Raw genomic sequence first — 24,252 nt, forward strand, 5'->3', positions numbered from 1 at the left:
CACGCCCAGTGAATTTCAGCCGCAATGCAGCACTTTGGATAGTCATCGTGTTGCTCTTGATCATCTTGTTCAATGTGTTCCAGGGATCGCCGACCAGAGGTCCCCAGGAAACGCTCGCCTTTTCCGAGTTCGTCGATCGTGTTGATGCCGGTGAAGTGGTGGAAGTAAAAATCCAGGGCCAGCACATTACCGGGCAAACCCGCCAGGGCAGAAACTTCGAAACCTATGCGCCTGATGACCCCAGCCTGGTGGACCGTCTGCAAAAGGCGAATGTGCGCATTGATGCGGCACCCGAAGACGAAGCAAATCCGCTTTTGCAGATCCTGATCTCATGGTTCCCGATGCTGTTGCTGATCGGCGTCTGGATCTTCTTCATGCGGCAGATGCAAGGCGGCAGCGGCAAGGCCATGGGCTTTGGCAAAAGTAAAGCGCGCTTGCTGACCGAAAAGCAGGGCCGGGTCACGTTTGACGATGTTGCCGGCATCGACGAAGCGAAAGTCGAGCTCGAAGAAGTCGTCGACTTTCTGCGCGACCCGCAAAAGTTCCAGCGCCTGGGCGGCAAAATTCCGAAAGGCTGTCTCCTGGTCGGACCTCCCGGTACCGGTAAAACACTTCTGGCACGCGCCATTGCCGGCGAAGCCAATGTGCCCTTCTTTACCATCTCCGGTTCCGACTTCGTCGAGATGTTCGTTGGTGTCGGCGCCAGCCGCGTCCGCGATATGTTTGAGCAGGGCAAGAAGAATGCACCCTGTATCATCTTCATCGACGAAATCGATGCTGTCGGACGTCATCGCGGCGCCGGTCTGGGTGGTGGTAACGATGAGCGCGAGCAAACCCTCAACCAGCTATTGGTCGAGATGGATGGCTTCGAAGCTAACGAAGGTGTGATCCTGATCGCGGCGACCAACCGTCCGGACGTGCTGGATCCTGCATTGCTGCGCCCTGGCCGTTTCGACCGTCAAGTCGTCGTGCCGAACCCAGATATTCTGGGCCGGGAAAAGATCCTTAAGGTCCATATGCGCAAGGTGCCATTGGCGCCCGACGTGGAGCCACGCACAATCGCGCGCGGGACACCGGGCTTCTCGGGTGCCGATCTCGCGAATCTGATCAACGAAGCCGCCTTGCTGGCGGCGCGCTCTGGAAAGCGCGTGGTCACGATGGACGATTTCGAAAAAGCGCGGGACAAGGTCATGATGGGTGCTGAACGGCGCTCTATGGTCATGACCGAGGAAGAAAAAGAAATGACCGCCTATCACGAGGCGGGGCATGCCATCGTTGCCCTCAATGTTCCGGGTAATCATCCGGTTCACAAGGTGACGATTATTCCACGCGGCCGTGCGTTGGGTGTGACGATGTTCCTGCCGGAACGAGATCAACTGAGCTTTAAGTTCCGTGAAATGAAGGCACAGTTGGCAACTGCTTACGGCGGCCGGATCGCTGAAGAACTGATTTATGGCCTAGAGTATGTTTCGTCAGGTGCCGCGAGTGATATTCAAGGCGCGACCAATCTTGCCAGGGCCATGGTCGCCGAGTGGGGGATGAGCGATAAGCTCGGTCGTCTCCGATACGTCGACAATCAGGAAGAAGTGTTCCTCGGTCATTCGGTGGCGCGAAGCCAGACGATTTCCGGTGCGACTGCAAAGATGATCGACGAAGAAATCCGGCGTTTCATCGAAGAAGCGGAAGATAAGGCGCGGGCCGTATTGACCGAATACACGCAGGGCCTGCACGACGTTGCCAAAGCGCTGCTGGAATACGAGACCATTACCGGCGACGAGGTCGAGGCAATTTTGCGCGGCGAATCGATCGATCGGGGTGACGAGGCTGACAGTGGATCGGCCACCGGCGGGCGTTCTTCGGTACCTTCGAGCGGCAAGCCGGCAAGTAATTCGGGCAAGGAAACGCCAGGCGGGTTCGAGCCGGAGCCTCAGCCGGGCAGTTAACCACCCGGCACTGGTTTCTACCATTGCGTAAAGATACAAGCCCTGCCAAAACGGCGGGGCTTGTTGCTTCCAGCTAGACGAGTCGATGTCTCGAAAATTCTATCTACGCCCTCTGGCACCCTTTTCCCATTCTGACGGACATGGGGTCGCGAAGCCTCTCGCCGGATCAGGCCGTTTTTTCGATCGCTGCGAAGTGCTCCTACGTGAGGCCGAAGGCGACAGCGAATCGGAAAGCTTAACGCTTGAGCAATTGGCTGTTTGGCTTGCGGCCAATGAAGAAGGCGGCGGCAGACAACTCGAAACGGTTTTGGAACGCCTCACGGCAACCCGCTTACCTTTCGCAGGACTTCCCATGGATAGCCCTGCCGTCATGGGTATCGTTAATGTGACGCCCGACAGCTTTTCAGATGGCGGTGATCGTCTTGACGCCGGTAGGGCTATCGCCGACGGTCTGGCGATGTGGGAAGCCGGCGCAGCTATTCTTGATGTTGGTGGAGAATCGACCCGGCCGGGTGCAGAACCGGTTTCTGAGGCGGAAGAGATTGCACGTGTTGTTCCCGTTATCCAAGCTCTCAGCGATGCCGGGGCGCGGGTGTCCATCGATACGCGGCATGCAGCGGTAATGCATGCGGGGATCGACGCTGGCGCTGCAATCGTAAATGATGTGACGGCGCTGGAAGGGGACCCGGATAGTTTATCCCTTGTGGCCGACGCTCGTATCCCTGTCATTTTGATGCACATGCAAGGCGATCCGCGCAGCATGCAGAAAAACCCTACTTATGCGGACGTAGCGCTGGATGTGTTCGACTATCTCGAACGGCGGGTTGAAAACTGCGTTGATGCCGGGATTCAGCGCGGCTCCATTGCCGTCGACGTCGGCATCGGCTTCGGCAAGAACCTCCAGCACAATCTCACTCTACTCGACCGGCTTACCCTCTTTCACGCCTTGGGATCGCCAATTCTCCTGGGACTCAGCCGGAAGAGTTTTATCGCCAGACTTTCGCGTGGCGAGGCGCCGAAGGACCGGCTGTTCGGATCCCTTGCCGGAGTCGCGGCTGGCCTATCACGGGGCGTCCAGATTTTCCGAGTTCATGATGTTGCTGAGACTTTACAGATGATCGCAGTTTGGCGCGCTATCGAAGAATCGCCATAAATTAAAGGGAATTTTAGTCGTACGCGGCTTAAAAACCTAGGTTCCGCCCTTGGAGTAGGGGCGTTCTCAGTGGGATTCACCGGGAACGAGAATCGCTGTCTTACTTGTTAAACTAGAAACAGATTTACGCTTACCCGTGTGCAAAGCGAAACGTTTGAGTTCCATGGTTTGCTGACGATTTGGATGTCGCTCCAGCGATATCCCGATTATCGAGGGAACCCTGATGCAGGACGGTTGAGTTCAGGAAGTGACAATGGTTATAAGATTAGTACGCAAATGGAAAATCGTATGACACGAAGCTTATTTGGTACTGATGGAATTCGGGGAACGGCAAACGTCGAACCCATTACCGCTGAAACGGTTCTTGCCGTTGCGAAGGCGGCCGCTGCGCAGTTCCGGCGTGGCGATCACCGCCATGTAGTGGTGATCGGCAAGGATACCCGCCTCTCGGGCTATATGCTCGAGTTCGCTCTCACTGCCGGTTTCACCTCTATGGGGATGGAAGTGGTCTTGCTCGGCCCGCTGCCGACACCGGCCGTCGGAATGCTGACCCGGTCCATGCGTGCCGATCTCGGCGTGATGATTTCGGCGTCGCACAATCCTTATCAGGACAATGGAATCAAGCTTTTCGGGCCCGACGGCTTTAAGCTTTCCGACGATGTGGAGCGCGCGATCGAAGCACGGGTTGCCGGCGGCGGCGGTACTGCCGCGCTGGCGCCCAGCGATAAACTGGGACGTACCCAACGGATGGAGGATGCGCTCGGCCGTTATATCGAGTTCGTCAAGAATACCTTTCCGCGGCCCCTGCGCCTGGACGGTCTCAAGATCGTGGTCGATTGTGCCAATGGCGCGGCTTACCGTGTGGCCCCAAAGGTTCTCTACGAACTTGGCGCCGAGGTCATACCGATCGCCGTGACGCCGGATGGATTTAACATCAATCGTAATTGCGGCGCGACCGTCCCCAGCAACATGCAGGAAGCGGTGGTTGCTCACGGCGCACACCTCGGTATGGCGCTTGACGGTGACGCCGACCGCGTCATCCTGGCCGATGAACAGGGCCGTGTAGTTGACGGTGATCAAGTGATGGCACTGGTTGCCCGCTCTTGGAACCAATCCGGTCTGCTCGACAAAAATGGCGTTGTGGCGACGGTTATGTCTAACCTCGGACTGGAACGATACCTGCAAACCATCGGGATCGATTTGATTCGCACGCCGGTAGGCGACCGTAATGTCGTCGAGCGTATGCGGAACGACGGCTACAACGTTGGCGGAGAACAGTCGGGGCATATCGTTCTCAGCCGCTATACGACAACGGGTGACGGTTTGATTGCGGGGCTTCAGGTTCTCGCGGCGCTGGTTCAGGACGGCCGGCCGGCGAGTGAAGTCCTGCAGGTGTTCGAGCCCTTGCCGCAGTTACTTCGCAATGTCCGGCTTCAGGTCGCCGGTAGCCTCGATCAGATCTTATCGTTGGATATGGTTCAGCAGGCGATCCAGAGCGGAGAACAGACTCTCGGAAACAGCGGACGCCTGTTGATTCGCAAGTCGGGGACCGAGCCTTTGATTCGCGTGATGGCGGAAGGCGAAGACGAGTCGCTGATCGATAGGGTCGTTGGTGACATCGTTACGACCATTCAGGAAGCTGCCGCTTAAGTTGCAGCTAAAAAGGACAGTGAAGTGAGAGGGGACGTGTTGTGACGGCACGCGTACTGATCGTAGCCGGTTCAGACTCTGGCGGAGGGGCCGGGATCCAAGCCGATATAAAGACGGTGACCGCACTTGGCGGGTTCGCCACGACGGCTATCACGGCATTGACCGCGCAGAATACGCGTGGCGTCGAGGGAGTTGTCGGTGTTGAGCCTGCGTTCATTCAGCAGCAAATGCGAGCCGTACTGGATGATATCGGCACTGACGTCATTAAGACCGGCATGCTTCACAACGCCGAAGTCATCGACGCCGTTTCGGATATCATCGATGAACTGGATCCATCCATTCCGATCGTTGTTGATCCGGTCATGGTATCTCAGTCCGGCAGCAGTCTGCTCGATCCCGGTTCGGTTCAGACATTGACCCGGCGTTTGTCCTTGCGAGCGAGCGTCATGACACCGAATATCCCCGAGGCCGAGAAGCTTACCGGTATGACGATCCGCGATATCGACGGAATGTTGCAGGCGGCTGCGATGCTGCACACGATTGGCCCCAAGGCCGTTTTGCTTAAAGGCGGACACATGCAGGGGGGCGAAACCGTATCCGATATTCTGGCGAGCGAGGAGGGTATCGAAACCTTCGAAAGCCAGAGGATCGAGACGCCGCACGTTCATGGTACAGGCTGCACGCTGGCCTCGGCCATTGCCACCAGTCTGGCGCAAGGGATGGGACTGAAGGATGCCGTGCTACGCGGGCGCGCTTACCTTCACGAAGCGATTCGGACCAACCCCGGTCTGGGCGGTGGACAAGGGCCCGTAAATCACGGCCACACCTTCGCGGGGTTCGAGGCGTCCTAACATTCCCCGGGGATTGGTTTACACCACGGCCAAGTAAAAATCCGACGCCTCGCTGCGGAGGATTTGACTTAGCGTTTCAAGGCCGCTTCTTAAAATTTTCTGATTCGCGGGCTGACCGAAACAGACTCGTACCGCGTGCGGTGTTTCCCGCCGTCCGACAGTAAAAGCCTCTGCTGACGTGACGGTTACGCCCCGCTTTGCGGCTGCAGCTGCGAAATCACTGGAGCGCCAAGGGTCCGGCAGATGCAGCCACATAAAGGTACTGTCATCGGCGCAATCGATGTCCCAATCAGACAATACGTCTAAGGCAATGGCGCGGCGTTGACGTCCTTCACGTCGGCGGCTGGTAAGAATTTCTTCTGAAATACCAGTTTCGATCCAACGCGCGGCGATCTCTGCCGTAAGGGGGGAAGCCATCCAGCAGGTCGCCCGTATGGCACTGGTCAGACGGTCGGTTGCCGACCGGGGGCCTGCGACATAACCGACCCTTAAGCCGGGTGCCACGGCTTTGGTCAGGCTGGTCACATAGTATCCGAGATCCGGTAACAGCGCAGCTATTGGTGTTGGCGGACTTTCCACGAAGCGGCCGAATACGTCATCTTCCACAACGGCAACCGCGAATCTAAGAGCAATTTCCGCGATGACGTCGCGCCTGGCTGCCGACATGGTCTTGGTGGTCGGGTTTTGACAGGTCGGCACACAGTAGAGCGCTTTGATGTCATTGTTGCGGCACACAGCTTCAAAGGCTTCAGGAATGATTCCTTCCGCATCGAGAGGCAAGCCTTCTATGCGCAATCCGAGCACACGCGAGATTGCCTGAATACCGGGATAGGTCAAAGCCTCGGTGACAATCCGGTCACCGGGACGGGTGATTGCGGAGAGTGCAACCGTCATCCCATGATGTGCGCCTGCCGTCAGGACGACCCGCTCGGGATCCACGTTCGCCAGGCCGCTTTGTTCGATCCAGCGGACGCCGGCAATACGATGCCGCCACGAACCGCCCTGCGGCTGATAACCGAAGTTCGAGACGGTTTGCGGGTCGCGTGCCAGGCTGTTGAGGATCTCGGGTATGTATTGAGCTTCACATCCCGGGGGCGGGAAGGCGAAGTTCATGTGAACCGTATCTTCGTCGTCTTGCTCTTTGCTTGAGAGTACATGGTTCATCGCTGCCGTGGCGCCACGAACATAGGTGCCTCGACCGACTTCGCCGCTGGTCAATCCTCGCCGTTCGGCTTCCGCGTAGGCACGGCTGACTGTCCCGACTGTGACGCCTAGACGCCATGCCAGATCCCGGTGCGTGGGTAGACGGTCACCGGCGTTGAGTTGTCCCGATGCAATGTCGTCGGACAAGGCGTCTGCGAGAGCGAGATAGCGCGGGCCGCTCCGATCATCGATATCTGGTTGCCAATTTGTCATGGTGACAATAATTACATTGACTACGTTCGTATGCAATACATAAATACAATTATTGAATCGGGGAGGAAATTGTATCGATTCAAAGGAGAGAATGATGAGTACAATATTACCACACTTTGGGCTCTCGCCCTTAACGTCAATGCCAAGAACTCTGTTTGCAGGGTCCTTTAAGACTGGCACAAACGGGCATGTTGGTTTGATCGAAACCTTTGTTCGGAGGGCAGTCCAGCGTAGACAGCTCCGAGCTCTGGAGGATCACGAGCTGCAGGATATTGGGGTATCCAGGGTGGCCGCTCACCGTGAAGCCGGCAAACCTTTCTGGCGCGCATGATTGAGTGTCAGGCGAACGTGGGAGACAATAACCGAAATTGTATCCCACGTTGCGATCTCACTCCAACCGGCCTTAAACCGGAAAGCCGGGTTTTGTGAGCAGATGCCAGTGGTATTAATTTTTGTAGAGTGACAATGAGGAGTGCCGGAATGGCTCAGGAAATTACTCTTTATCAGGTTGATGCCTTCACCAGTGCGGTGTTCGGCGGCAATCCGGCAGCCATCTGTCCATTGGAGAGCTGGCTCGACGACAAGCTGCTGCAGTTGATCGCAGTGGAGAACAATTTGTCGGAGACGGCATTCTTTGTGCGTGATGGTGAGGATTTTCATCTGCGCTGGTTTACGCCGGGCGCCGAAGTGGATCTCTGTGGTCATGCGACACTTGCTACAAGCTATGTGATCGCGACCTACTTGGAGCCCGGCCGTAAGACCATGGGGTTCCAATCCCGAAGCGGACGGCTGGAGGTTACGCGGGACGACGATCTCTACACACTCGACTTTCCGGTTTTAAAGAGCGAAGCCTGTGATTGTCCGGCGTTGCTCAGCGAAGCGCTGAATGCCGAGGTGCAGGCGACGTTCGACGGCATGGACCTTATGGCCATCGTCAAGGACGAGGAAGCCGTGCGTGGACTCAAGCCGGATATGGCCAAGATTGCCGGTCTCGAGACCCGCGGCGTGATCGTGACTGCGGAAGGAACGGAATGCGATTTTGTCTCCCGATTTTTTGCACCCAAGCACGGGATTCCGGAGGATCCGGTGACTGGATCAGCCCATTGCCTTCTAACGCCATATTGGAGTGAACGGCTTGGCAAGACCAAGATGACAGCGCGTCAAATTTCGGCGCGGGGCGGTGAACTGATTGTCGAACTGAAAGGGGATCGCGTTCTGATCTCCGGTCGCGCCGCGCCCTATATGATCGGCACCATTAAGGTTTGACCGACGATTTTGCGGACCCCTGGGCCTAAAAGGGCCAGACCAGCAGGATAAGTGGCACTGCCGCCGACACGATCAGGATGTCGAGCGGCAGGCCCATGCGCCAGTAGTCGCCGAACTTGTAGCCGCCAGGGCCCATCACCAGAAGGTTGGACTGATGTCCGATCGGCGTAAGGTAGGTCGAAGAGGCACCAACCGCGACAGCCATCAGGAAGGGATCGATACTGACTCCCAGCCCTTGTCCGATTGCGATTCCGATCGGGGCCATGAGCACCGCGGTCGCCGCATTGTTCATCACGTCCGATATCAGCATGGTAACGACCATCAAAAGGACCAGGACACCCCAGAGTGGGATCGAGTCGGCGAGAGTCAGAATAGGACCGGCGATGACCATGGTGCCTCCGGTCGTCTCGAGCGCAGTGCCGATCGGAATCATGGCGCCAAGCAAAACGATCACTGACCAATCGATGGATTCGTAAAGCTCACGTAGACTAACCTGCTGAAGAATCACGAGCGCAACGGCAGCCGCCACGAAAGCGATCTGTGCTGGTACAGTCCCCGAGACCACGAGCGCGATTGCGGACCCGAAGATCAGAGGAGAAACTGGCGAGCTTTTAGGCCGGCCCAGACCGATTTCGCGCTGTGCTAGGGGCAGACAGCCAAGGTTTGTCAGTGCATCCTGCATCGAGGCCCGATCCCCTTGAAGCAGCAGGACATCACCGGCGCGAAACCGCACTTGACCAAGCCGTTCCCCAACCGTCCGGCCTTGCCGGGCGACGCCCAGCAGGTTTACCCCGTAGCGAGTGTGCAATCGCATGCCTTGGGCTGTCCGTGCCTCGAGACGCGAGCCCGGGACGATGACAGCCTCCATCAGGCCGACCCGCTCCGATCGCAGATTCTCGGTTTCGACTTCGGCGCTGCCTTCCACTTCCAGCTCGGCTTTTTCAGCGATCCGCTCCAAAGTGGCGGTGTCCGCCTCGACAACCAGAATATCTTCGGCCTGCAGCCGCAGGAAACCGGATGGAGCGAGCATCCGGTCTTCGCGCCGGATGAGCGCGACAACGACCATATCGCCTTGTCCAAGGAGCTCAAGGTCGACCAATCGCCGACCGACAAAACGCGAACCGGTACGGACCCGGAGTTCGGTAATGTAGTCTTCCAGCATGAAGCGGGCCTGAGAATCCGCGACCTCGCCACGGTGCGGCAAAAGCCGCCAGCCGATCAACGCAATGAAGATGATGCCCACGATGGCGACGCCCAGTCCAACCGGCGCGAAATCGAACATGGCGAAGGTTTGGCCTGTGGTTTCAGCCCGGACGTTGGCGATGATGATGTTAGGCGGGGTACCAATCAAGGTGGCGAGGCCGCCAAGCAGGGAGCCGAAACTCAGGGGCATCAGGAACCGGCTGACTGGGCGCCGGGTTTCCTTTGCACTGCGGATTGCCACCGGCAGCATCAGTGCGAGCGCGCCGACATTATTCATGAAGGCGGAGCAGGCCGCCGCAGTGCCGCTCATGGCCAGAACATGAAGCGATGTGTTTGATGTGGCAGGTTCGAGAAATCTGGAAATCACTTCCACGATCCGGGATTTCCGCAGCGCACGTGAAAGAATCAGGATGGCGGCGACCGTCACGACCGCAGGGTGCCCGAAACCGCTGAAGGCATGATCCGTTGCAACGACGCCGGTAGCTACGGATGCCAGCAATAGCAGAATGGCGACCACGTCATAACGCAGCCGACCCCAGGCGAACATCCCGAGTCCGGCCCCGATGATGGCAAAAAGGAAGTATTGCTCCATGCTCATGGATTACGCGAGGTCTCTCCCGAATTTGGCTTGTGGAGTCATGTTTCATCTCTCATAGAGAGTGGTGACATTAACCTGCTAATTCCCCGTCCGACCAGTGGAGAGGGAAACGTCGTACCTGCATTGACGCACTGCAACATGGTCTCTAGTATCCGCGACACTTTAGGGGGCGTTTGCGACAGAAGCGACGTCTTTTCTCATCATTCAAAATCAGGAGATGACTCAGATGGCGTTGATGACGCCGGCCATTCGGCCCAGTAATCCTAGGTTTTCATCCGGTCCTTGCGCAAAGCGTCCAGGTTGGTCGCTCGACGCACTTTCTGGTGCGAGTCTGGGCCGATCTCATCGTTCCAAGGATGGGAAAGCCAAGTTGGGCGAAGTCATCGAGCGCTCCCGGGACATTCTTGGTATCCCTGCAGACTATCGTATCGGGATCGTGCCGGCGTCTGACACAGGTGCGGTCGAGATGGCATTGTGGTCACTCCTGGGGGCGCGGGGCGTTGATATGCTCGCCTGGGAGAGTTTTGGCAAGGGTTGGATCACCGATGTCGCGAAACAATTGAAGCTCGACGACCTTAGAAGCCTTGAAGCCGACTATGGCGATATCGTCGACCTCACAAAGGTCGACTGCGACCGCGACGTCGTCTTCACCTGGAACGGCACGACCTCCGGCGCGCGCGTGCCGAATGGGGATTGGATTCCCGCCGACCGTGGCGGCTTGACCATTTGTGACGCGACCTCGGCGGTCTTTGCGATGGATCTGCAGTTCGATAAGTTGGACGTCGTTACCTGGTCCTGGCAGAAGGTGCTGGGCGGCGAGGGGGCACATGGCATGCTGGTTCTCAGTCCGCGCGCTGTCGAACGCCTGGAGAGCTATACGCCGTCCTGGCCGCTGCCCAAGATTTTCCGACTGACCAAAGGCGGCAAGCTGATCGAGGGTGTATTCAAGGGTGAGACAATCAATACGCCTTCGATGCTTTGTGTCGAAGATGCACTGGACTCTCTGCGTTGGGCAGAATCGATCGGTGGACTTGCGTCTCTAAAAGCGCGTTCGCAGGCCAACCTGCAGGCGGTCTCCGAATGGGTCGCTGAAAGAGACTGGGTTGATTTCCTGGTCGGCGACCCGGCGATCCGCTCGTCAACCAGCATCTGCTTGAAATTTGCTGACCCCTGGTTCCAGAGCCTTGGGTCAGATGAGCAGGCAGTAGTGGCAAAGACGGTTGCCAAGCAGGTCGAGGATGCAGGTGTCGGGTTTGATCTTGGTGGCTATCGTGATGCTCCACCGGGATTGCGTCTCTGGGGCGGATCCACGGTCGAGTCTGAGGATATGCGCGCACTGCTGCCCTGGCTGGATTGGTCCTTCGAAGAGGTCAAGTCCCAGAAGGCGGCGGCCTGAGGCGCGGCAACGCGCTCGCCTCCTATCCACTAAATTCCGCGCAAGAGTGAGACTTCAGAAAGCCTAGCCTTCTGCGCGGCTCCTTTCGAGGTAATGAGAAATGCCTAAAGTACTGATTTCAGATAAGTTGAGCCCGCGCGCTGCGGACATTTTCCGTGAACGCGGGATCGAGGTCGATGTCCTTGTCGGTCTCAGCCCTGAAGAGCTGATTGCTAAGATTGGCGATTATGATGGCCTTGCAATCCGCTCGGCGACAAAAGTCGTTGCGGATGTTATTGCCGCTGCCGACAATCTCAAGGTCGTCGGACGGGCAGGTATCGGTGTCGACAATGTCGACATTCCGGCGGCCACCCAACGCGGTATCGTTGTGATGAATACACCTCATGGGAACTCCATCACGACCGCGGAGCACGCCATTGCAATGATGTTCGCTCTGGCACGCCAGATTCCCGAAGCAGACCGGTCGACCCAGGGCGGAAAGTGGGAGAAATCCCGTTTCATGGGCGTCGAACTGACCGGCAAGACCCTTGGTATCATCGGATGCGGTAACATCGGAGCGATCGTTGCGAACCGCGGACAGGGACTTCGCATGAAGGTTGTCGCCTACGACCCCTTCCTGTCGCCGGACCGGGCCGAAGACCTGGGTGTTGAAAAACTTGAGCTGGACGAACTTCTGACTCGCTCGGATTTCATAACCTTGCACGTGCCCATGACCGACCAGACCAGAGGCATCATCGATGCCACTGCCATGGCGAAGATGAAATCCGGTGTGCGGATCATCAACTGTGCACGGGGAGGTCTCGTGGTCGAAGATGATCTGAAGGCCGCACTGGAATCGGGGCAGGTCGCCGGTGCCGCACTTGATGTCTTCACAGACGAGCCCGCGAAGGAAAATGCCTTGTTCGGCATGGACAATGTCGTTGCGACGCCGCATCTGGGCGCGGCGACTGCTGAAGCGCAGGAAAAAGTAGCGCTGCAGGTTGCCGATCAGATGGCGGATTACCTGCTGACCGGCGCCGTGACCAATGCCCTCAACATGCCGTCTTTGACTGCTGAGGAAGCCGCCCGGCTTCGCCCTTATATGGAGCTGTCCGACCAACTCGGCTCTTTTGCCGGCCAGTTGACCCGGACCGGACTCAAGAACGTCACGATCGAGTACGAAGGGCAGGTGGCTTCGCTGAACTGCCGTCCCCTGACCCAGGCGATCCTGACCGGGCTGCTGCGGCCTATGCTCGAATCGGTCAACATGGTGAACGCCCCGATTATTGCGCGTGAGCGCAATATCGACGTTGCCGAAGTCAAGCACGAGCGGGATTGTGATTTCCAGACTCTGATCCGGGTCTCCGTGACCACAGAGCGCGGCGATCGGGCCGTTGCGGGGACTCTGTTCGGCGGTCATCGGCCCCGACTGGTGGAAATCAAAGGTATTGAGATCGAAGCCGAGCTTGCAGCACACATGCTTTACATCACTAACGAGGATAAGCCGGGCTTCATCGGCGCTCTTGGAATGGCGCTCGGCTCTGCCGGGGTGAATATCGCAACCTTCCATCTTGGGCGGGCGGAGCGCGGCGGCGACGCCATAGCCCTTCTGGAGCTCGATGCGGCTCTGGACCCCACGGTCATCGATACACTCAAGAGACTGCCGAGCATCAAACAGGTCCAGCAACTGCACTTTTAGAGCCTGGCCATATTCTAGAGCGGATAGAATCCATGCACCCGGACGACTGATCGCCAACCGCGATTATGTTGACCTGGATAAACTCTAGGGCGCGGGCGAGTTTGAAGAGGGCTGCCTGTGGATTTCGCGGTGGGCGAGCTGAGTGATGCGCCAGACGGTGAACATGGAAAGCACGACTGCGGTACAAAAGACGTATAGGCCCGCATGGATTGTGACGTCGGATACCAGCGATATCTTGACGATCACGATCACCAACGCGACGACAAAAACGTCGAGCATGGACCATTTGCTGAAAAGCTCGACCCAACGGAGTGCTCGGCTCAGATCACCACGGGGGATTTCCGGACGACGCCAGACCAGAAATGCCAGGATGAGCTTGCAGACCGGAAAAACGATAGTGAATGTCAGGATAATCGCCACGAGAAGATAATCTCCGCTTTCGATCAGGCGAAGGGCGCCTTCGACAATCGAAACCTCGTCGTAAAAGATCATCAGGGTCCGCACAGTCATGACCGGCATGAACCAACCAGCCACCAGCAAAGCTGCCGACGTCAGCAACATCAGACCCAAAAGCCGGTCCGCAAGCGCATCTCCTCTCAGGAGCACTGCTTTGTCGTCTTCGGGAGAGGTGTTAGGTGGAATTTCAGATTCCATGAGGTCATTAGCCGTTGACAATAAGTAGAAGTCTTGCGGGATTGGCCGAGGTCTCCAAAGCAATGTGGATTTCCAATTGCCGTTGCCCGGTAAAACTAGTAGTCACTTCCCGGCTGTCAACAGAAGACGCAGGATACCTTGCGGCATTTCGTAAGGACGGCGTTTCGTGAGGATTGCACCAATCTCCATGGCGATCGTATGAACACTCTTGGTGATAAAGCACTGCTGCCTGCGGGCCTGCAAGATATCCTTCCGCCTGTGGCTGCCCATGAAGCGGGGGTCGTCGAGCGCCTGATCGGCGCCTTCGAGGGCTGGGGCTATGAGCGGGTGAAACCACCGCTTCTGGAGTTCGAGGACGCCTTGCTTTCCGGCACCGGGCAAGCTGTTGCACAGCAAACTTTCCGTCTGATGGACCCCGTGAGCCACCGTATGCTTGGGCTGCGCGCCGATATGACGCCGCAGGTTGTGCGCATCGCCGGGACACGCCTGCGCAATGCACCGCGCCCGCTTCGCCTTTGTTACGGCGGCCAGGTTTTGCAGGTAAAGGGCAGCCAGCTAAGACCGGAGAGGCAATTCGGCCAAGTCGGCGCCGAGCTGATCGGGGCATCTCAGGAACGCGCCGATGCAGAGGTCGTTCTCCTCGCGGCCCGTGCACTCGAGGCGGTCGGTGTTCAAGGTCTCTCGGTCGATCTCAACCTGCCACCGCTGGTGGGCGCTCTTGCGAAAGACCTGGGATTTGACGATTTGCAGTCGTCGCAGCTTCGCGAAGCGCTGGACCGCAAGGACGCGGCCAGCGTTGCTCAGTTGGCCGGTGATCGGTCGGAGCCTTTCCTGGCTCTGCTGCGGGCTGCCGGACCCGCTGATGAAGCCTTGAAAAAACTGGAGTCCCTGCGCCTGCCGTCCGCTGCAGACATAGAGTTGAGCCGATTGAAGCGCGTCGTTGGTTTGATCCGCGCTGAAGCGGCTGACGTTGCTCTGACTCTTGACCCGGTAGAACATCGGGGATTCGAATACCAGACCGGCATCAGTTTCGTCGTATTCGCCCGAAACGTCAGGGGTGAACTGGGCCGTGGTGGCCGTTACGACGCCGAAATTGAAGATGGTTCGACTGAATCCTGCACAGGTTTCACCCTCTTCATGGATACGGTCCTGAGGTCTCTGCCCAAGCCTGCTGCTGTGCGCCGTCTGTTTACGCCGATCGGCGCTGATAGTACGCGCGTGGCATCTCTGCAGTCCGAAGGCTGGAACATTATCGGCGCGTTGGATGAGGCCGAGGACCCGCATGCCGAGGCGGAGCGGCTGTTGTGCAGCCATGTGTTGAACGGTGATGCGATCGAATTGGTTAGAGCAATTCTTGATACAGAGGAAGAGTAACCATGGCTAATGTCGTTGTCGTCGGATCCCAGTGGGGCGATGAGGGAAAAGGCAAGATTGTCGATTGGCTCTCGGAACGCGCCGACGTGGTGGTGCGGTTTCAGGGCGGACACAATGCCGGGCATACCCTCGTCATCGACGGCGTGGTGTACAAACTCTCACTGCTGCCTTCAGGCATTGTGCGTCAGGGTAAACATTCGGTGATCGGCAACGGCGTTGTGGTCGACCCCTGGGCGCTGCTGGAAGAAATTGAGCGGATTCGAGAACAGGGCGTTGTCGTCACGCCGGAAACGCTAAAAATCGCCGAAAATGTCACCCTGATTCTGCCGCTGCATGCGGCGGTCGATCGGGCGCGTGAGCTTGCACGCGGCGATGCAAAGATCGGCACCACGGGCCGCGGGATCGGCCCGGCCTATGAAGACAAGGTTGGCCGCCGCGCAGTCCGCCTCTGCGATCTGGCGGACGAGACTACGGTGCGTGAACGGGTTGATGCCCTGTTGCTGCACCATAATGCCCTCCTGCGCGGACTTGGCCAGCCCGAGGCGAGCGGGGAAGGTTTGGTCACTGCGCTGCTCGAAATTGCGCCTAGGATCCTGCCGTTTGCCGAACGTGTCTGGAATGTATTGGACCAGGCTGATCGCCGTGGGCAACGTATTCTGTTCGAGGGCGCGCAGGGTGCGATGCTCGATGTCGACCATGGCACTTATCCCTTTGTCACCTCGTCCAACACCGTGGCCGGCCAAGCGGCAGCAGGTTCAGGGATCGGTCCCAAGGCTATGGACTATGTTCTGGGGATTACCAAGGCTTATACGACGCGCGTCGGCGCGGGGCCATTTCCAACCGAGTTGGATGATGAGATCGGTCAGCGCCTTGGCGAGCGCGGTCATGAATTTGGCACCGTCACGGGACGGCGTCGTCGCTGCGGCTGGTTCGACGCGGTTATGGTGCGTCAGGCAGCAAAGACCGGCGGCATCGACGGTATTGCGCTGACCAAGCTGGATGTGCTCGATGGGATCGAAACTCTTAAGGTATGTACCGGTTATCGCGTTGACGGGAAGGTCTTGGATCATCTTCCGGCCCTGTCCGCAAGCCAGTCTAAGGTCGAACCCGTCTACGAGGATCTGGAGGGGTGGAGCGACAGCACTCAGGGCGCGCGTTCTTGGGCTGAACTGCCTGCCACGGCCGTTAAGTACATCCGGCGCCTTGAGGAATTGATCGAGGTCCCGGTTGCGTTGCTCTCCACCAGTCCGGAGCGTGAAGACACGATTCTCGTGCGCGATCCTTTCGAAGGCTGAAGTTAGCTTTTCTTTCAATGGGTTGAAGGGCGGATCATGTTCTTGATCGCCCCATTCAAGAGCGATCGCCCGTAAGGCGAAGTTCTTAGGTCGCCGTTAACTATCTTTTTGTTCTCTTCAGGTTAATTTTCTCCGGGAGCGGTAATGTCTGCGCAGGCTGGATGCCTTGCACGCGGGCTTCGCCGTTCGTGGGATGATTGAAGCTGATGACCCCCGGCGTTTGGATGGTGGATCCTATCGGATTGCTCAAGCCAGTGGGTGGAGAGGACTCGAACACGAGATGGCGAACACGGCAGTAAAGCGAGGAGGCGATCAAGGAACCGAACTACCAAATCGCTACGAAGTTTACCCTGACCAGCCCTTGCCGTTTCTTAATTCGCCCGGTGTCGACGCTGTGGCAGCGCACGACACCCGGAACCCCAGCCGCAACCTGTTTGCGATCATCTGCAAACGCGAGTTGGCGCCGCGCGTAGACGCAATCCGGTCGCTGTCTCACGTCGAATCGAGCGCATTCCTAACGCCGCGTGCGTCTGGAGTGATTACGCTTAGCAGAGACCAGAGTCGCAAATTCGCTATCGTATTTGAACAGCCGCGCGGTGATCGGGTGCAAATGGAACCGGACGCCGCTTTCCAGCCAATCGCTGAAGATGACATCATTCGGGGTGTCATACTGCCGATGATGTCCATTTTGCGGGAGATCGGCAGCCGTGTGATGGCCCACAGGGCGATCCGGGCGGACAATGTCTTCATCAGCGCGGGCAGCAATCAGGAAATGATTCTTGGTGAATGCGTGAGTACGCCCGCAGGCTACTTTCAACCGGTGATCTACGAACCCATCGACGCGGCAATGTCGAACCCGAGTGGACGCGGCGCGGGTTATGTCAGCGATGACTATTATGCTCTGGGAGTCCTGATCGCCGTTCTGAACTGCGGTGGCAATCCAATTGCGCATATGTCCGATGATGAGGTTGTCGCTTCAAAGATCGCGGTTGGATCCTATGCAACACTGGTCGGACCCTCGAAGGTCTCACTCAAACTTATGGAAGCGCTGCGGGGTCTCCTTTGTGACGATCCGCATGAACGCTGGAGCATTTCCGATCTCGAACTTTGGGCTAACGGCCGTCATCTGAGTCCCAAACAGGCCACGCTTCCTCCTAAAGCTGCGCGAACCTTCGAATTTGAGGGCGAGGAATATATCACTGCGCCAGGTCTTTCCTTCGCTATGGGTCAGAATTGGGCGCAGGCTCAGGACAAACTCAGGGACGACGCTTTAGAGGGCTGGGTTCGCCGCAGCCTGTCGGATGATAAACGCGCGTCATCAATCTTAAAGGCCAGTCGTATGTCCCGCCTGGCAGGCGAGAGTGGCGGTGGCGGCCAAGACAAATCCTTATCGGGCGTCTTGGTTGCGCTCGATCATACCGCGCCGATCCGATACAAGACAGTCAGTGCTCGGCTCGACGGGCTGGCGCAGGCATTGGCGATCGATTTCGGCAAGGAACATCTGCCGGAGATGATTTGCGAGGTGGTGCGCGCCAAATTGCACAAGTCCTGGATCGAGTCCCAACCTGCCATGCGGCCCGACTTCGTGCCCTGGATTCGCCAGGCCGACATGATTGAAACCTTCGTAAACCGTTCGATGATCGGCTACGGCCCGGAACGCGCGCTTTATGAATGCAACTCCGGTTGGCCATGTCTGTCTCCGCTGCTTAAAGACCAATTCGTCAACGAGATTCCAGACCTCTTACCGGCTTTGGAGCGCGTCGCAGAATCCGGCGTGGGCGATCGTGAGCCGATTGACCGGCATATTGCGGCTTTCTGCGCTGCGCGCTCGAAAAACCTATCGGAACGTTTGCTCAATAAACTCGCCGATCCAAAAGATAAATTATCGTACTACATTGCGGTGCTCCGGCTGTATGCCGAGGTTCAGCGCGCCGTGGGACCAGCGTCTCTGCCAAATATCTCGCGGTGGTTTGCACAGCTGCTTACGCCGATCGTCGAAACCTATCATTTTCGCAGCTTCCGGGAGCAACTCTCCAAGGGAATAGATGGCGCCGTAAAGGGCGGTGATCTCGCCGGACTGTTGTGGCTTGTGGACAACGAAGATCTTCGTCGGCAGGACGACACCGGCTTTGAACAAGCACAACGGGAGTTCGCGTATATTGCCGGTCAAATCACTTGGCACGAAGAGGGAGGGTTGACGTCCAAGGCGCGCGTTGCAGCTGTTAGTCAGCGGGCGTCGGCAGTTGTTTCTTCGGTTCTGGCCAGCGTTTCGATCGCGGTCATGTCGTTAATTTACGTGAGCTGACGGAGCAGTCTTATGGCCACGGAAGCGGCAAAAAGCAACAAGATGACATGGATCCTGCTCGGGATACCCGTCGCCGCAGTCTTGATGCCAACTTGTATGCTGTTGGTGGTTCTGATGGTGCCGACGATGGTCGTATTTATTGTGGACGGGACACCTGGCCGGAAATTCGTGGTCACGGTGGGAATGATGAACCTGGCGGGATCAATACCGGCGATCGCTGAGCTATGGTCTCAGGGACAGACGTTTCAGGCTTCGTTCGACGGCATGTCGGACATTTTTTCCTGGGCCTCAGCTCTTATGGCTTCCGGCCTGGGTTGGCTGATTTACTGGATCATGCCGCCGATCATCTCCAACTTCCAGGGGGTCGCATCGAAGACACAGGTTCTGGGGCTGAGGGCAAAGCAAAAGAAGCTTATTGCGACCTGGGGCGATGAAGTCGCGGCCGTCACCGCAGAACCCTATCGGGAGTCTGAAGAAGAGACCGCTGAACCTGAGGTAGAGTAGGCATTGGGGTAGGGCAAACAAAAGAAGGTCTGGAACCTGATGATCGTTCTCGAAATCAGGAACAAAAATGAGCCAGACTCTATACTTCTTGGCTGGAGTCCTGGGCGAGTGGCTTCGACGCCCTTAACCGGCGTTTCAGGATGACCAGGTTCAGCAGAATGAAGTAGAAAAAGAAGGTCTCCTGCACTTCGCTCGCGCGGCTGAAGATGAGCCCATCGAACTCGATCGCGGAGAGTATGCGTTCCGAGGTTTTTGAGAATTCTGCCAGTACCGCCGTAGGCAAAGTGATGAGCGGTGGCAGGATAATAGCAAATTTGGTCGCGCGGATTTCCGGTCGCTTTAGAGCTGCCAAAGGAATGAGAATACCGCCAAGGATGACACCGATTTCGAGCAAAGCGCGTGGTTTCTGATCAAACCAGGAGCTGGTGTTGTGAAGGTTGGTTTCTTCCTGGTCGTTGATTTTCTCCCAGGCCTCCGGGGTATCCCACTGCATATAGTGCTGGCCCCAGCTGGCTTCTTCGCCGCCGATGTAAAGGCAACCGAGTGCAGCCAGCACGACCCACAACCACAGCCATTTAAAGCTGCGTACCTGGGGCATAAAGAGAATTCGCAAGCTTAAAAAGAAACCAGCCAGAGGAATCAGAGCGTGAGAAAGTTCTAGGACTCCACGCTCTTCGCTGCCGAACCAAACACTGTAAAAGTCAGGTGCAACCTGCCCTATGAAAGCCAGCACCACGGCAACAGCCAACGGCAGCCAAAGCCAAACCCACTTGGGCAGATGATCCGGATTGGATTGAGAAGGAGCGAGTGTGGATGAATCTTGTGTAACCATTATCCGTTTGCTCTAAGCCGCGTACTCAGCCCGGTCAAGGGTGATCCGCTTTAACAATTTAAATGAGAGGCAAATTCGGGCTTTTCACTCATTCAGCGAAAAACAGCCAGACTCTGATGAAAATACGCACAGGCTGCAGTTTCCTCTCCCAGATAAGACCTGGCGAACATAAAAAGGGCCGGTCTCACTGTGAGATCGGCCCTAAAGTTAGGCTTATAACCAGCCTAGGGAGGAGTTATTCAAAAAAACCGTTACGCGGTTGCCAGCCGTTGCTCAATGGCGGCGTTGCGAATCGCCTTTTGAAGCTTTTCAAACGCGCGGACTTCGATCTGACGAACCCGCTCGCGGCTGATGCCGTATTCCTGTGACAGTTCTTCGAGCGTGGTGGGATTGTCCTTCAAGCGTCGTTCCTCGAGGATGTGCCGTTCACGCTCGTTAAGGGATTTCATGGCCGAAACCAGCAGCGCCCGGCGTTTGCCGAGTTCTTCATCCTCAGCAAGCATGGTTTCCTGGTCCATGGTGTCATCCACCAGCCAGTCCTGCCACTCACCGTCACCGTCGATCCGCAGCGGCGCGTTCAGAGAATTGTCGGGAGCCGCGAGTCGGCGGTTCATGCTGATAACATCGGCTTCGGGTACATTGAGCTGTGTCGCGATGTGCGAGACCTGCTCAGGATGTAGGTCGCCTTCTTCGATAGCCTGCATCTGACCTTTCAGCTTGCGCAGGTTGAAGAAGAGCTTTTTCTGCGCGGCCGTCGTACCCATCTTCACGAGCGACCAAGAGTGTAGAATGTACTCCTGAATGGCAGCCCGGATCCACCACATAGCATAGGTGGCCAGACGGAAGCCGCGTTCGGGATCGAAGCGCTTGACCGCCTGCATCATGCCGACATTGCCTTCGGAGATCAGTTCGGAAACAGGCAGGCCGTAACCGCGGTATCCCATGGCGATTTTGGCCACAAGCCGCAGATGGCTGGTGACCAGTTGATGGGCGGACTCAACGTCGCCGCCTTCGCGCCAGTTTTTCGCAAGGGTGTATTCCTGTTCCTGTTCCAGCATCGGAAATTTACGAATTTCCTGAAGATAGGATGACAGATTGCCCTCGGAACCTAAGGCGGGAACTCTTGGTGAAGCCATATCAACATACTCCTAAACCCAGCCTGAACGTGGGGTCTTATCCCCTTGCAGGCTTCGGGCAAACCTCCGCAGGAGAGTACAACCCCCTCTGCGGTTTTTTGCGTTCTAACGATGCCAGGTAATCCCCCTGGACACGGCCTTTTGCCAGAAGACCGTATATATTATGTAGGAACGCGGCCTACGATCCACAAGCGATCGCACAAATATTCGTTTAATACGCGATATTTTACTATGATTCTAAAGAATAAATCAAGTTGCTTATATCAGGAGGTAATTCGCTTTGAAACGAATGTTTTTCTGCTGTTATCGGGTGCTTGAAGCCCAAAACACAGGCATGTAGCGCCTGCCTGTTGAAGTTTTTAATCGTTTCGCGGGTATCGTCGGACAGACGTTGCAGCTTTCCCTCGCTGGCACGACCGTAAACCGGGTCACCGATCAAAGAATGGCCCTTTTCGGTGAGGTGCACCCGAATCTGATGGGTCCTTCCGGTCATGAGGCGGCATTCGATCAGGCTCACCGCGCCTTCCGCAAAACTTTTCAAGCTGCGGTACCGAGTTAGAGCCGTCTTACCGCCGTGGCGTAGAACCGCCATTTTCTTGCGGTTGCGTGGACTGCGGCCGATGTTACCTTCGATTTCACCCTGTTCCGGGCTGGGGCGCCCCCAAACGAGGGCCTGGTAAGCGCGCTCAATATCACGTGCGGCGAAAAGTTCGGTCAGAGCCTGATGCACTGCTTCGGTCTTGGCTGCCACCATGAGGCCAGTGGTATCTTTGTCCAGCCGATGGACGATTCCCGGGCGGCGCACACCGCCGATACCTTTCAGCGACTCTCCACAGTGCCCGATGAGCGCGTTAACCAAAGTACCGTCAAGGTTTCCGGGAGCGGGATGGACCACCATGCCGGCGGGCTTGTCGATCACGATCAGGTAAGGATCTTCGAAGACGATATTCAGTTCGATGTCCTGCGCTTCGGGTTCTGCAGGGACAGCGGGCGGCACCTCGAGAACCAGGCTTTGGCCGGGTTTGACCCGAAACGCCGGGTTGTCTATCGTCTTGCCGTCGATGCTGAGCTGACCAGTGATAATCAGGCCCTGGAGCCTGCTGCGGGACAGGGTCGGCAGCTTCTTGACCAGTAAGCGATCCACGCGTTCGCGTTTGTCTACGGGCTCCACCAGGATCTCGTGACGTTCGGTAATGTCTGCTTCTCTTGCGTCGTCGATGTCGGGCAAAGCCGTGTGCTTCGGTTATTGTGTCAAATACTGTGCAGAGAGATAGCCTTCCGCCATGAACCTTGAAAGCCTAAATCGATGAAAGCCCTTAAGACCGCCGTTATCCTGATGTCTGTTGTCATCGTCGCCGGCTTCGGCTTCGTGGTCTATACCATCGTGGATCGCATGATGTCGGGCGAACCGGTGCTTGCGGCGCGTACGGACACGCCCGATGTTCCCGACGCCACGGCAAGTTTCGGAGACATTGATCTCCCCGTTCCCTTGGGCTGCGATCTGGACTCGGTCCAATTGGAGGGGCAAAGACTGCTGATTACCCTGGACGGCTTGGACGACCAACGCTGCAAGCAAATTATTGTCATGGATACGACCGACGGTAAGGTTCTGGGCCGGGTGACCCTGCAACCACCGTTGTAGGGCAAAACCGTCCACGGAAACCCTCATTTGCGATCATACTCTCCATAGGTAACAGACATGACGAACTTCGCATCCGACAACGTGACGGCTATGGCGCCGGAGATTCTGGCGGCTTTGGCGGCGGCGAATGAGGGGCCGGCGATGCCCTACGGTGCTGATCCGGTGACCGAGCGTGTAAGAGCCCGCTTTAACGAGATTTTTGAGACGGAGACGGTGGTCTATCCCGTTGCGACCGGTACGGCTGCGAACGTTCTGGGACTCTCGCTCCTGACGCCTCCCTATGGCGCTGTTTACTGCCATCGTGATGCACATATCGCGGTCGACGAGTGTGGTGCACCGGAGTTCTACACCGGCGGCGCCAAGCTGGTGACGCTGGAGGGTGCGCAGGGAAAACTGACTGCCGACATCCTTGCTGCAGAAATCGGCGGTGCCGGTGATGTTCATCACGTGCAGCCGTCTGCGATCAGCCTCACCCAGGCGACGGAGGTCGGAACACTCTATCGGCCCGATGAGGTTGCCGCTATTTCCGAAGTGGCGCAACGGCATAAACTTGGCCTTCAAATGGACGGCGCGCGTTTTGCCAACGCCATTGCTGCGTTGGGCTGCAGCCCGGCAGAGATGACGTGGAAGGCCGGTGTCGACGTGCTTGCCTTCGGCGCCACTAAAAACGGAGCCATGGCGGCAGAGGCCGTGGTTATTTTCAAACCTGAGCTCGCGGGTGAGTTCGGCTTCCGGCGGAAACGAGGCGGACACCTCTTTTCCAAGGGCCGCTTTCTCTCGGCACAGCTTGAAGGCTATCTGGCCGATGATCTCTGGTTACGCCATGCCAGACACGCCAACAGCCTGGCGGCTCGCCTGGGCGCGGGGCTGTCGGGGCTACCCGGTATCACTCTGCATCACCCGGTCGAAGCCAACATACTGTTCTTGCGTCTGCCCAAGGCGGTCGTAGACGGTCTGAAGGCCGCGGGCTTCATGTTCTACGATTGGGCCAACGCCACGACAGGCCACGATCATCGCGAGATCCGGCTGGTGACCGCTTTCAACAGCGTTTCAGAGGATGTTGAGGCTTTCATCGCCAGCGCTGCCAGCTTGGCCCGGGACGCCGCTGCATAAATGACCTTATCTGATGACGGCGGCTGATTGGCAGTCCAACCAGGGACGTGAAATCGGACGATATTTTGTAGGTGCAGTTTTTTACGCGGAAACTAGGGATTTTCCTAAAACAAAAGCTTGCCCCGACGCCCGGCTTTAGCTATGTCATGCCCCCTGTCCAGCAGGTCCCCTTCGTCTAGTGGCCTAGGACGCCGCCCTCTCACGGCGGAAACAGGGGTTCGACTCCCCTAGGGGACGCCATTT

The 24,252-nt window shown here is 57.3% G+C and carries 20 protein-coding genes and 1 tRNA gene; 15 read left to right on the forward strand and 6 right to left on the reverse strand.

What is annotated here, in order from left to right; all coding sequences use genetic code 11:
- Positions 1–8: 8 nt before the first annotated feature.
- The 4 genes from ftsH (at position 9) to thiD (ending at position 5,597) form a co-directional block, all read left to right on the forward strand.
- The gene (ftsH, locus tag QMZ18_RS12945) at positions 9–1,943 is read left to right on the forward strand and encodes an ATP-dependent zinc metalloprotease FtsH (RefSeq protein ID WP_282606710.1); all 1,935 of its coding nucleotides are present in this window, start codon (positions 9–11) and stop codon (positions 1,941–1,943) included.
- An 85-nt stretch (positions 1,944–2,028) separates the two neighbouring features.
- Entirely contained in the window at positions 2,029–3,096 is a 1,068-nt protein-coding gene (gene folP / locus QMZ18_RS12950) for a dihydropteroate synthase (protein ID WP_282606711.1), read from the forward strand.
- 288 nt (positions 3,097–3,384) lie between these two features.
- Positions 3,385–4,746 carry a phosphoglucosamine mutase gene (gene glmM, locus QMZ18_RS12955; protein WP_282606712.1) on the forward strand — a complete coding sequence of 454 codons (1,362 nt, stop codon included), beginning with the start codon at positions 3,385–3,387 and terminating at the stop codon, positions 4,744–4,746.
- 41 nt (positions 4,747–4,787) lie between these two features.
- Positions 4,788–5,597 (forward strand): bifunctional hydroxymethylpyrimidine kinase/phosphomethylpyrimidine kinase, encoded by an 810-nt coding sequence (gene thiD, locus QMZ18_RS12960; RefSeq protein WP_282606713.1) that lies wholly within the window; start codon positions 4,788–4,790, stop codon positions 5,595–5,597.
- 18 nt (positions 5,598–5,615) lie between these two features.
- Here the strand turns inward: thiD and QMZ18_RS12965 are convergent, their stop codons facing one another.
- Positions 5,616–7,013: a PLP-dependent aminotransferase family protein gene (locus QMZ18_RS12965; protein ID WP_282606714.1), complete on the reverse strand. Its 1,398-nt coding sequence runs from the start codon at positions 7,011–7,013 to the stop codon at positions 5,616–5,618.
- A 139-nt stretch (positions 7,014–7,152) separates the two neighbouring features.
- Between QMZ18_RS12965 and QMZ18_RS12970 the strand changes: the two genes are divergently transcribed.
- Together QMZ18_RS12970 and QMZ18_RS12975 are read left to right on the forward strand one after the other, a co-directional pair.
- The gene (locus QMZ18_RS12970; protein ID WP_282606836.1) at positions 7,153–7,344 is read left to right on the forward strand and encodes a DUF1127 domain-containing protein; all 192 of its coding nucleotides are present in this window, start codon (positions 7,153–7,155) and stop codon (positions 7,342–7,344) included.
- Between the two features lie 149 nt (positions 7,345–7,493).
- Complete coding sequence (locus tag QMZ18_RS12975; RefSeq protein ID WP_282606715.1) at positions 7,494–8,279, forward strand: PhzF family phenazine biosynthesis protein; 786 nt, start codon at positions 7,494–7,496, stop codon at positions 8,277–8,279.
- A 25-nt stretch (positions 8,280–8,304) separates the two neighbouring features.
- On the opposite strand, the gene QMZ18_RS12980 is transcribed toward QMZ18_RS12975, so the two are convergent.
- The gene (locus QMZ18_RS12980; RefSeq protein WP_282606716.1) at positions 8,305–10,080 is read right to left on the reverse strand and encodes an SLC13 family permease; all 1,776 of its coding nucleotides are present in this window, start codon (positions 10,078–10,080) and stop codon (positions 8,305–8,307) included.
- Positions 10,081–10,297: 217 nt separating this feature from the next.
- On the opposite strand from QMZ18_RS12980, the gene QMZ18_RS12985 reads away from it, so the two are divergent.
- Positions 10,298–11,476, forward strand: coding sequence for a phosphoserine transaminase (locus tag QMZ18_RS12985; RefSeq protein ID WP_367575948.1), 1,179 nt, complete (start codon positions 10,298–10,300; stop codon positions 11,474–11,476).
- 100 nt (positions 11,477–11,576) lie between these two features.
- A complete protein-coding gene (gene serA / locus QMZ18_RS12990; protein WP_282606718.1) occupies positions 11,577–13,154 on the forward strand; it encodes a phosphoglycerate dehydrogenase in 1,578 nt (525 codons plus the stop codon).
- Between the two features lie 84 nt (positions 13,155–13,238).
- On the opposite strand, the gene QMZ18_RS12995 is transcribed toward serA, so the two are convergent.
- Positions 13,239–13,808: a paraquat-inducible protein A gene (locus tag QMZ18_RS12995; protein WP_282606719.1), complete on the reverse strand. Its 570-nt coding sequence runs from the start codon at positions 13,806–13,808 to the stop codon at positions 13,239–13,241.
- A gap of 198 nt (positions 13,809–14,006) precedes the next feature.
- Here QMZ18_RS12995 and QMZ18_RS13000 point away from each other — a divergent pair, with 198 nt between their 5' ends.
- The 4 genes from QMZ18_RS13000 (at position 14,007) to QMZ18_RS13015 (ending at position 19,286) form a co-directional block, all read left to right on the forward strand.
- Entirely contained in the window at positions 14,007–15,182 is a 1,176-nt protein-coding gene (locus QMZ18_RS13000; RefSeq protein WP_282606720.1) for an ATP phosphoribosyltransferase regulatory subunit, read from the forward strand.
- Between the two features lie 2 nt (positions 15,183–15,184).
- Positions 15,185–16,477, forward strand: a complete 1,293-nt coding sequence (locus tag QMZ18_RS13005) for an adenylosuccinate synthase (protein WP_282606721.1) — start codon at positions 15,185–15,187, stop codon at positions 16,475–16,477.
- A gap of 280 nt (positions 16,478–16,757) precedes the next feature.
- Positions 16,758–18,782, forward strand: coding sequence for a hypothetical protein (locus QMZ18_RS13010; protein ID WP_282606722.1), 2,025 nt, complete (start codon positions 16,758–16,760; stop codon positions 18,780–18,782).
- A gap of 12 nt (positions 18,783–18,794) precedes the next feature.
- Complete coding sequence (locus tag QMZ18_RS13015) at positions 18,795–19,286, forward strand: hypothetical protein (RefSeq protein ID WP_282606723.1); 492 nt, start codon at positions 18,795–18,797, stop codon at positions 19,284–19,286.
- Between the two features lie 79 nt (positions 19,287–19,365).
- On the opposite strand, the gene QMZ18_RS13020 is transcribed toward QMZ18_RS13015, so the two are convergent.
- The 3 genes from QMZ18_RS13020 to QMZ18_RS13030 all read right to left on the reverse strand — a co-directional run bounded on the left by QMZ18_RS13020 (position 19,366) and on the right by QMZ18_RS13030 (position 22,482).
- Positions 19,366–20,118, reverse strand: coding sequence for a hypothetical protein (locus QMZ18_RS13020; RefSeq protein WP_282606724.1), 753 nt, complete (start codon positions 20,116–20,118; stop codon positions 19,366–19,368).
- Positions 20,119–20,369: 251 nt separating this feature from the next.
- Positions 20,370–21,254 (reverse strand): RNA polymerase sigma factor RpoH, encoded by an 885-nt coding sequence (gene rpoH, locus QMZ18_RS13025; protein ID WP_282606725.1) that lies wholly within the window; start codon positions 21,252–21,254, stop codon positions 20,370–20,372.
- A gap of 229 nt (positions 21,255–21,483) precedes the next feature.
- Complete coding sequence (locus tag QMZ18_RS13030; RefSeq protein ID WP_282606726.1) at positions 21,484–22,482, reverse strand: RluA family pseudouridine synthase; 999 nt, start codon at positions 22,480–22,482, stop codon at positions 21,484–21,486.
- Between the two features lie 78 nt (positions 22,483–22,560).
- Between QMZ18_RS13030 and QMZ18_RS13035 the strand changes: the two genes are divergently transcribed.
- The 3 genes from QMZ18_RS13035 (at position 22,561) to QMZ18_RS13045 (ending at position 24,249) form a co-directional block, all read left to right on the forward strand.
- Positions 22,561–22,896, forward strand: coding sequence for a hypothetical protein (locus QMZ18_RS13035; RefSeq protein ID WP_282606727.1), 336 nt, complete (start codon positions 22,561–22,563; stop codon positions 22,894–22,896).
- Positions 22,897–22,953: 57 nt separating this feature from the next.
- Entirely contained in the window at positions 22,954–24,009 is a 1,056-nt protein-coding gene (locus QMZ18_RS13040; RefSeq protein WP_282606728.1) for a low specificity L-threonine aldolase, read from the forward strand.
- Between the two features lie 164 nt (positions 24,010–24,173).
- Positions 24,174–24,249: transfer RNA gene (locus QMZ18_RS13045), tRNA-Glu, on the forward strand.
- Positions 24,250–24,252 lie beyond the last annotated feature (3 nt).

Source organism: Pelagibius sp. Alg239-R121 (genome assembly GCF_947331435.1).
In the GTDB taxonomy this organism is placed as follows: Bacteria; Pseudomonadota; Alphaproteobacteria; order Kiloniellales; family Kiloniellaceae; genus Denitrobaculum.

What these genes read in the sequence shown, in the direction of transcription:
- QMZ18_RS13040 (WP_282606728.1), top strand. Translation starts at nt 22,954, where the DNA reads ATGACGAACTTCGCATCCGACAACGTGACGGCTATGGCGCCGGAGATT.
- rpoH (WP_282606725.1), bottom strand. Translation starts at nt 21,254, where the DNA reads ATGGCTTCACCAAGAGTTCCCGCCTTAGGTTCCGAGGGCAATCTGTCA.
- QMZ18_RS13035 (WP_282606727.1), top strand. Translation starts at nt 22,561, where the DNA reads ATGAAAGCCCTTAAGACCGCCGTTATCCTGATGTCTGTTGTCATCGTC.
- QMZ18_RS13010 (WP_282606722.1), top strand. Translation starts at nt 16,758, where the DNA reads ATGGCGAACACGGCAGTAAAGCGAGGAGGCGATCAAGGAACCGAACTA.
- QMZ18_RS12975 (WP_282606715.1), top strand. Translation starts at nt 7,494, where the DNA reads ATGGCTCAGGAAATTACTCTTTATCAGGTTGATGCCTTCACCAGTGCG.
- QMZ18_RS13005 (WP_282606721.1), top strand. Translation starts at nt 15,185, where the DNA reads ATGGCTAATGTCGTTGTCGTCGGATCCCAGTGGGGCGATGAGGGAAAA.
- glmM (WP_282606712.1), top strand. Translation starts at nt 3,385, where the DNA reads ATGACACGAAGCTTATTTGGTACTGATGGAATTCGGGGAACGGCAAAC.
- QMZ18_RS12980 (WP_282606716.1), bottom strand. Translation starts at nt 10,080, where the DNA reads ATGAGCATGGAGCAATACTTCCTTTTTGCCATCATCGGGGCCGGACTC.
- QMZ18_RS12985 (WP_367575948.1), top strand. Translation starts at nt 10,298, where the DNA reads ATGACTCAGATGGCGTTGATGACGCCGGCCATTCGGCCCAGTAATCCT.
- serA (WP_282606718.1), top strand. Translation starts at nt 11,577, where the DNA reads ATGCCTAAAGTACTGATTTCAGATAAGTTGAGCCCGCGCGCTGCGGAC.
- QMZ18_RS13000 (WP_282606720.1), top strand. Translation starts at nt 14,007, where the DNA reads ATGAACACTCTTGGTGATAAAGCACTGCTGCCTGCGGGCCTGCAAGAT.
- QMZ18_RS12970 (WP_282606836.1), top strand. Translation starts at nt 7,153, where the DNA reads ATGCCAAGAACTCTGTTTGCAGGGTCCTTTAAGACTGGCACAAACGGG.
- QMZ18_RS12995 (WP_282606719.1), bottom strand. Translation starts at nt 13,808, where the DNA reads ATGGAATCTGAAATTCCACCTAACACCTCTCCCGAAGACGACAAAGCA.
- QMZ18_RS12965 (WP_282606714.1), bottom strand. Translation starts at nt 7,013, where the DNA reads ATGACAAATTGGCAACCAGATATCGATGATCGGAGCGGCCCGCGCTAT.
- QMZ18_RS13020 (WP_282606724.1), bottom strand. Translation starts at nt 20,118, where the DNA reads ATGGTTACACAAGATTCATCCACACTCGCTCCTTCTCAATCCAATCCG.
- folP (WP_282606711.1), top strand. Translation starts at nt 2,029, where the DNA reads ATGTCTCGAAAATTCTATCTACGCCCTCTGGCACCCTTTTCCCATTCT.
- QMZ18_RS13015 (WP_282606723.1), top strand. Translation starts at nt 18,795, where the DNA reads ATGGCCACGGAAGCGGCAAAAAGCAACAAGATGACATGGATCCTGCTC.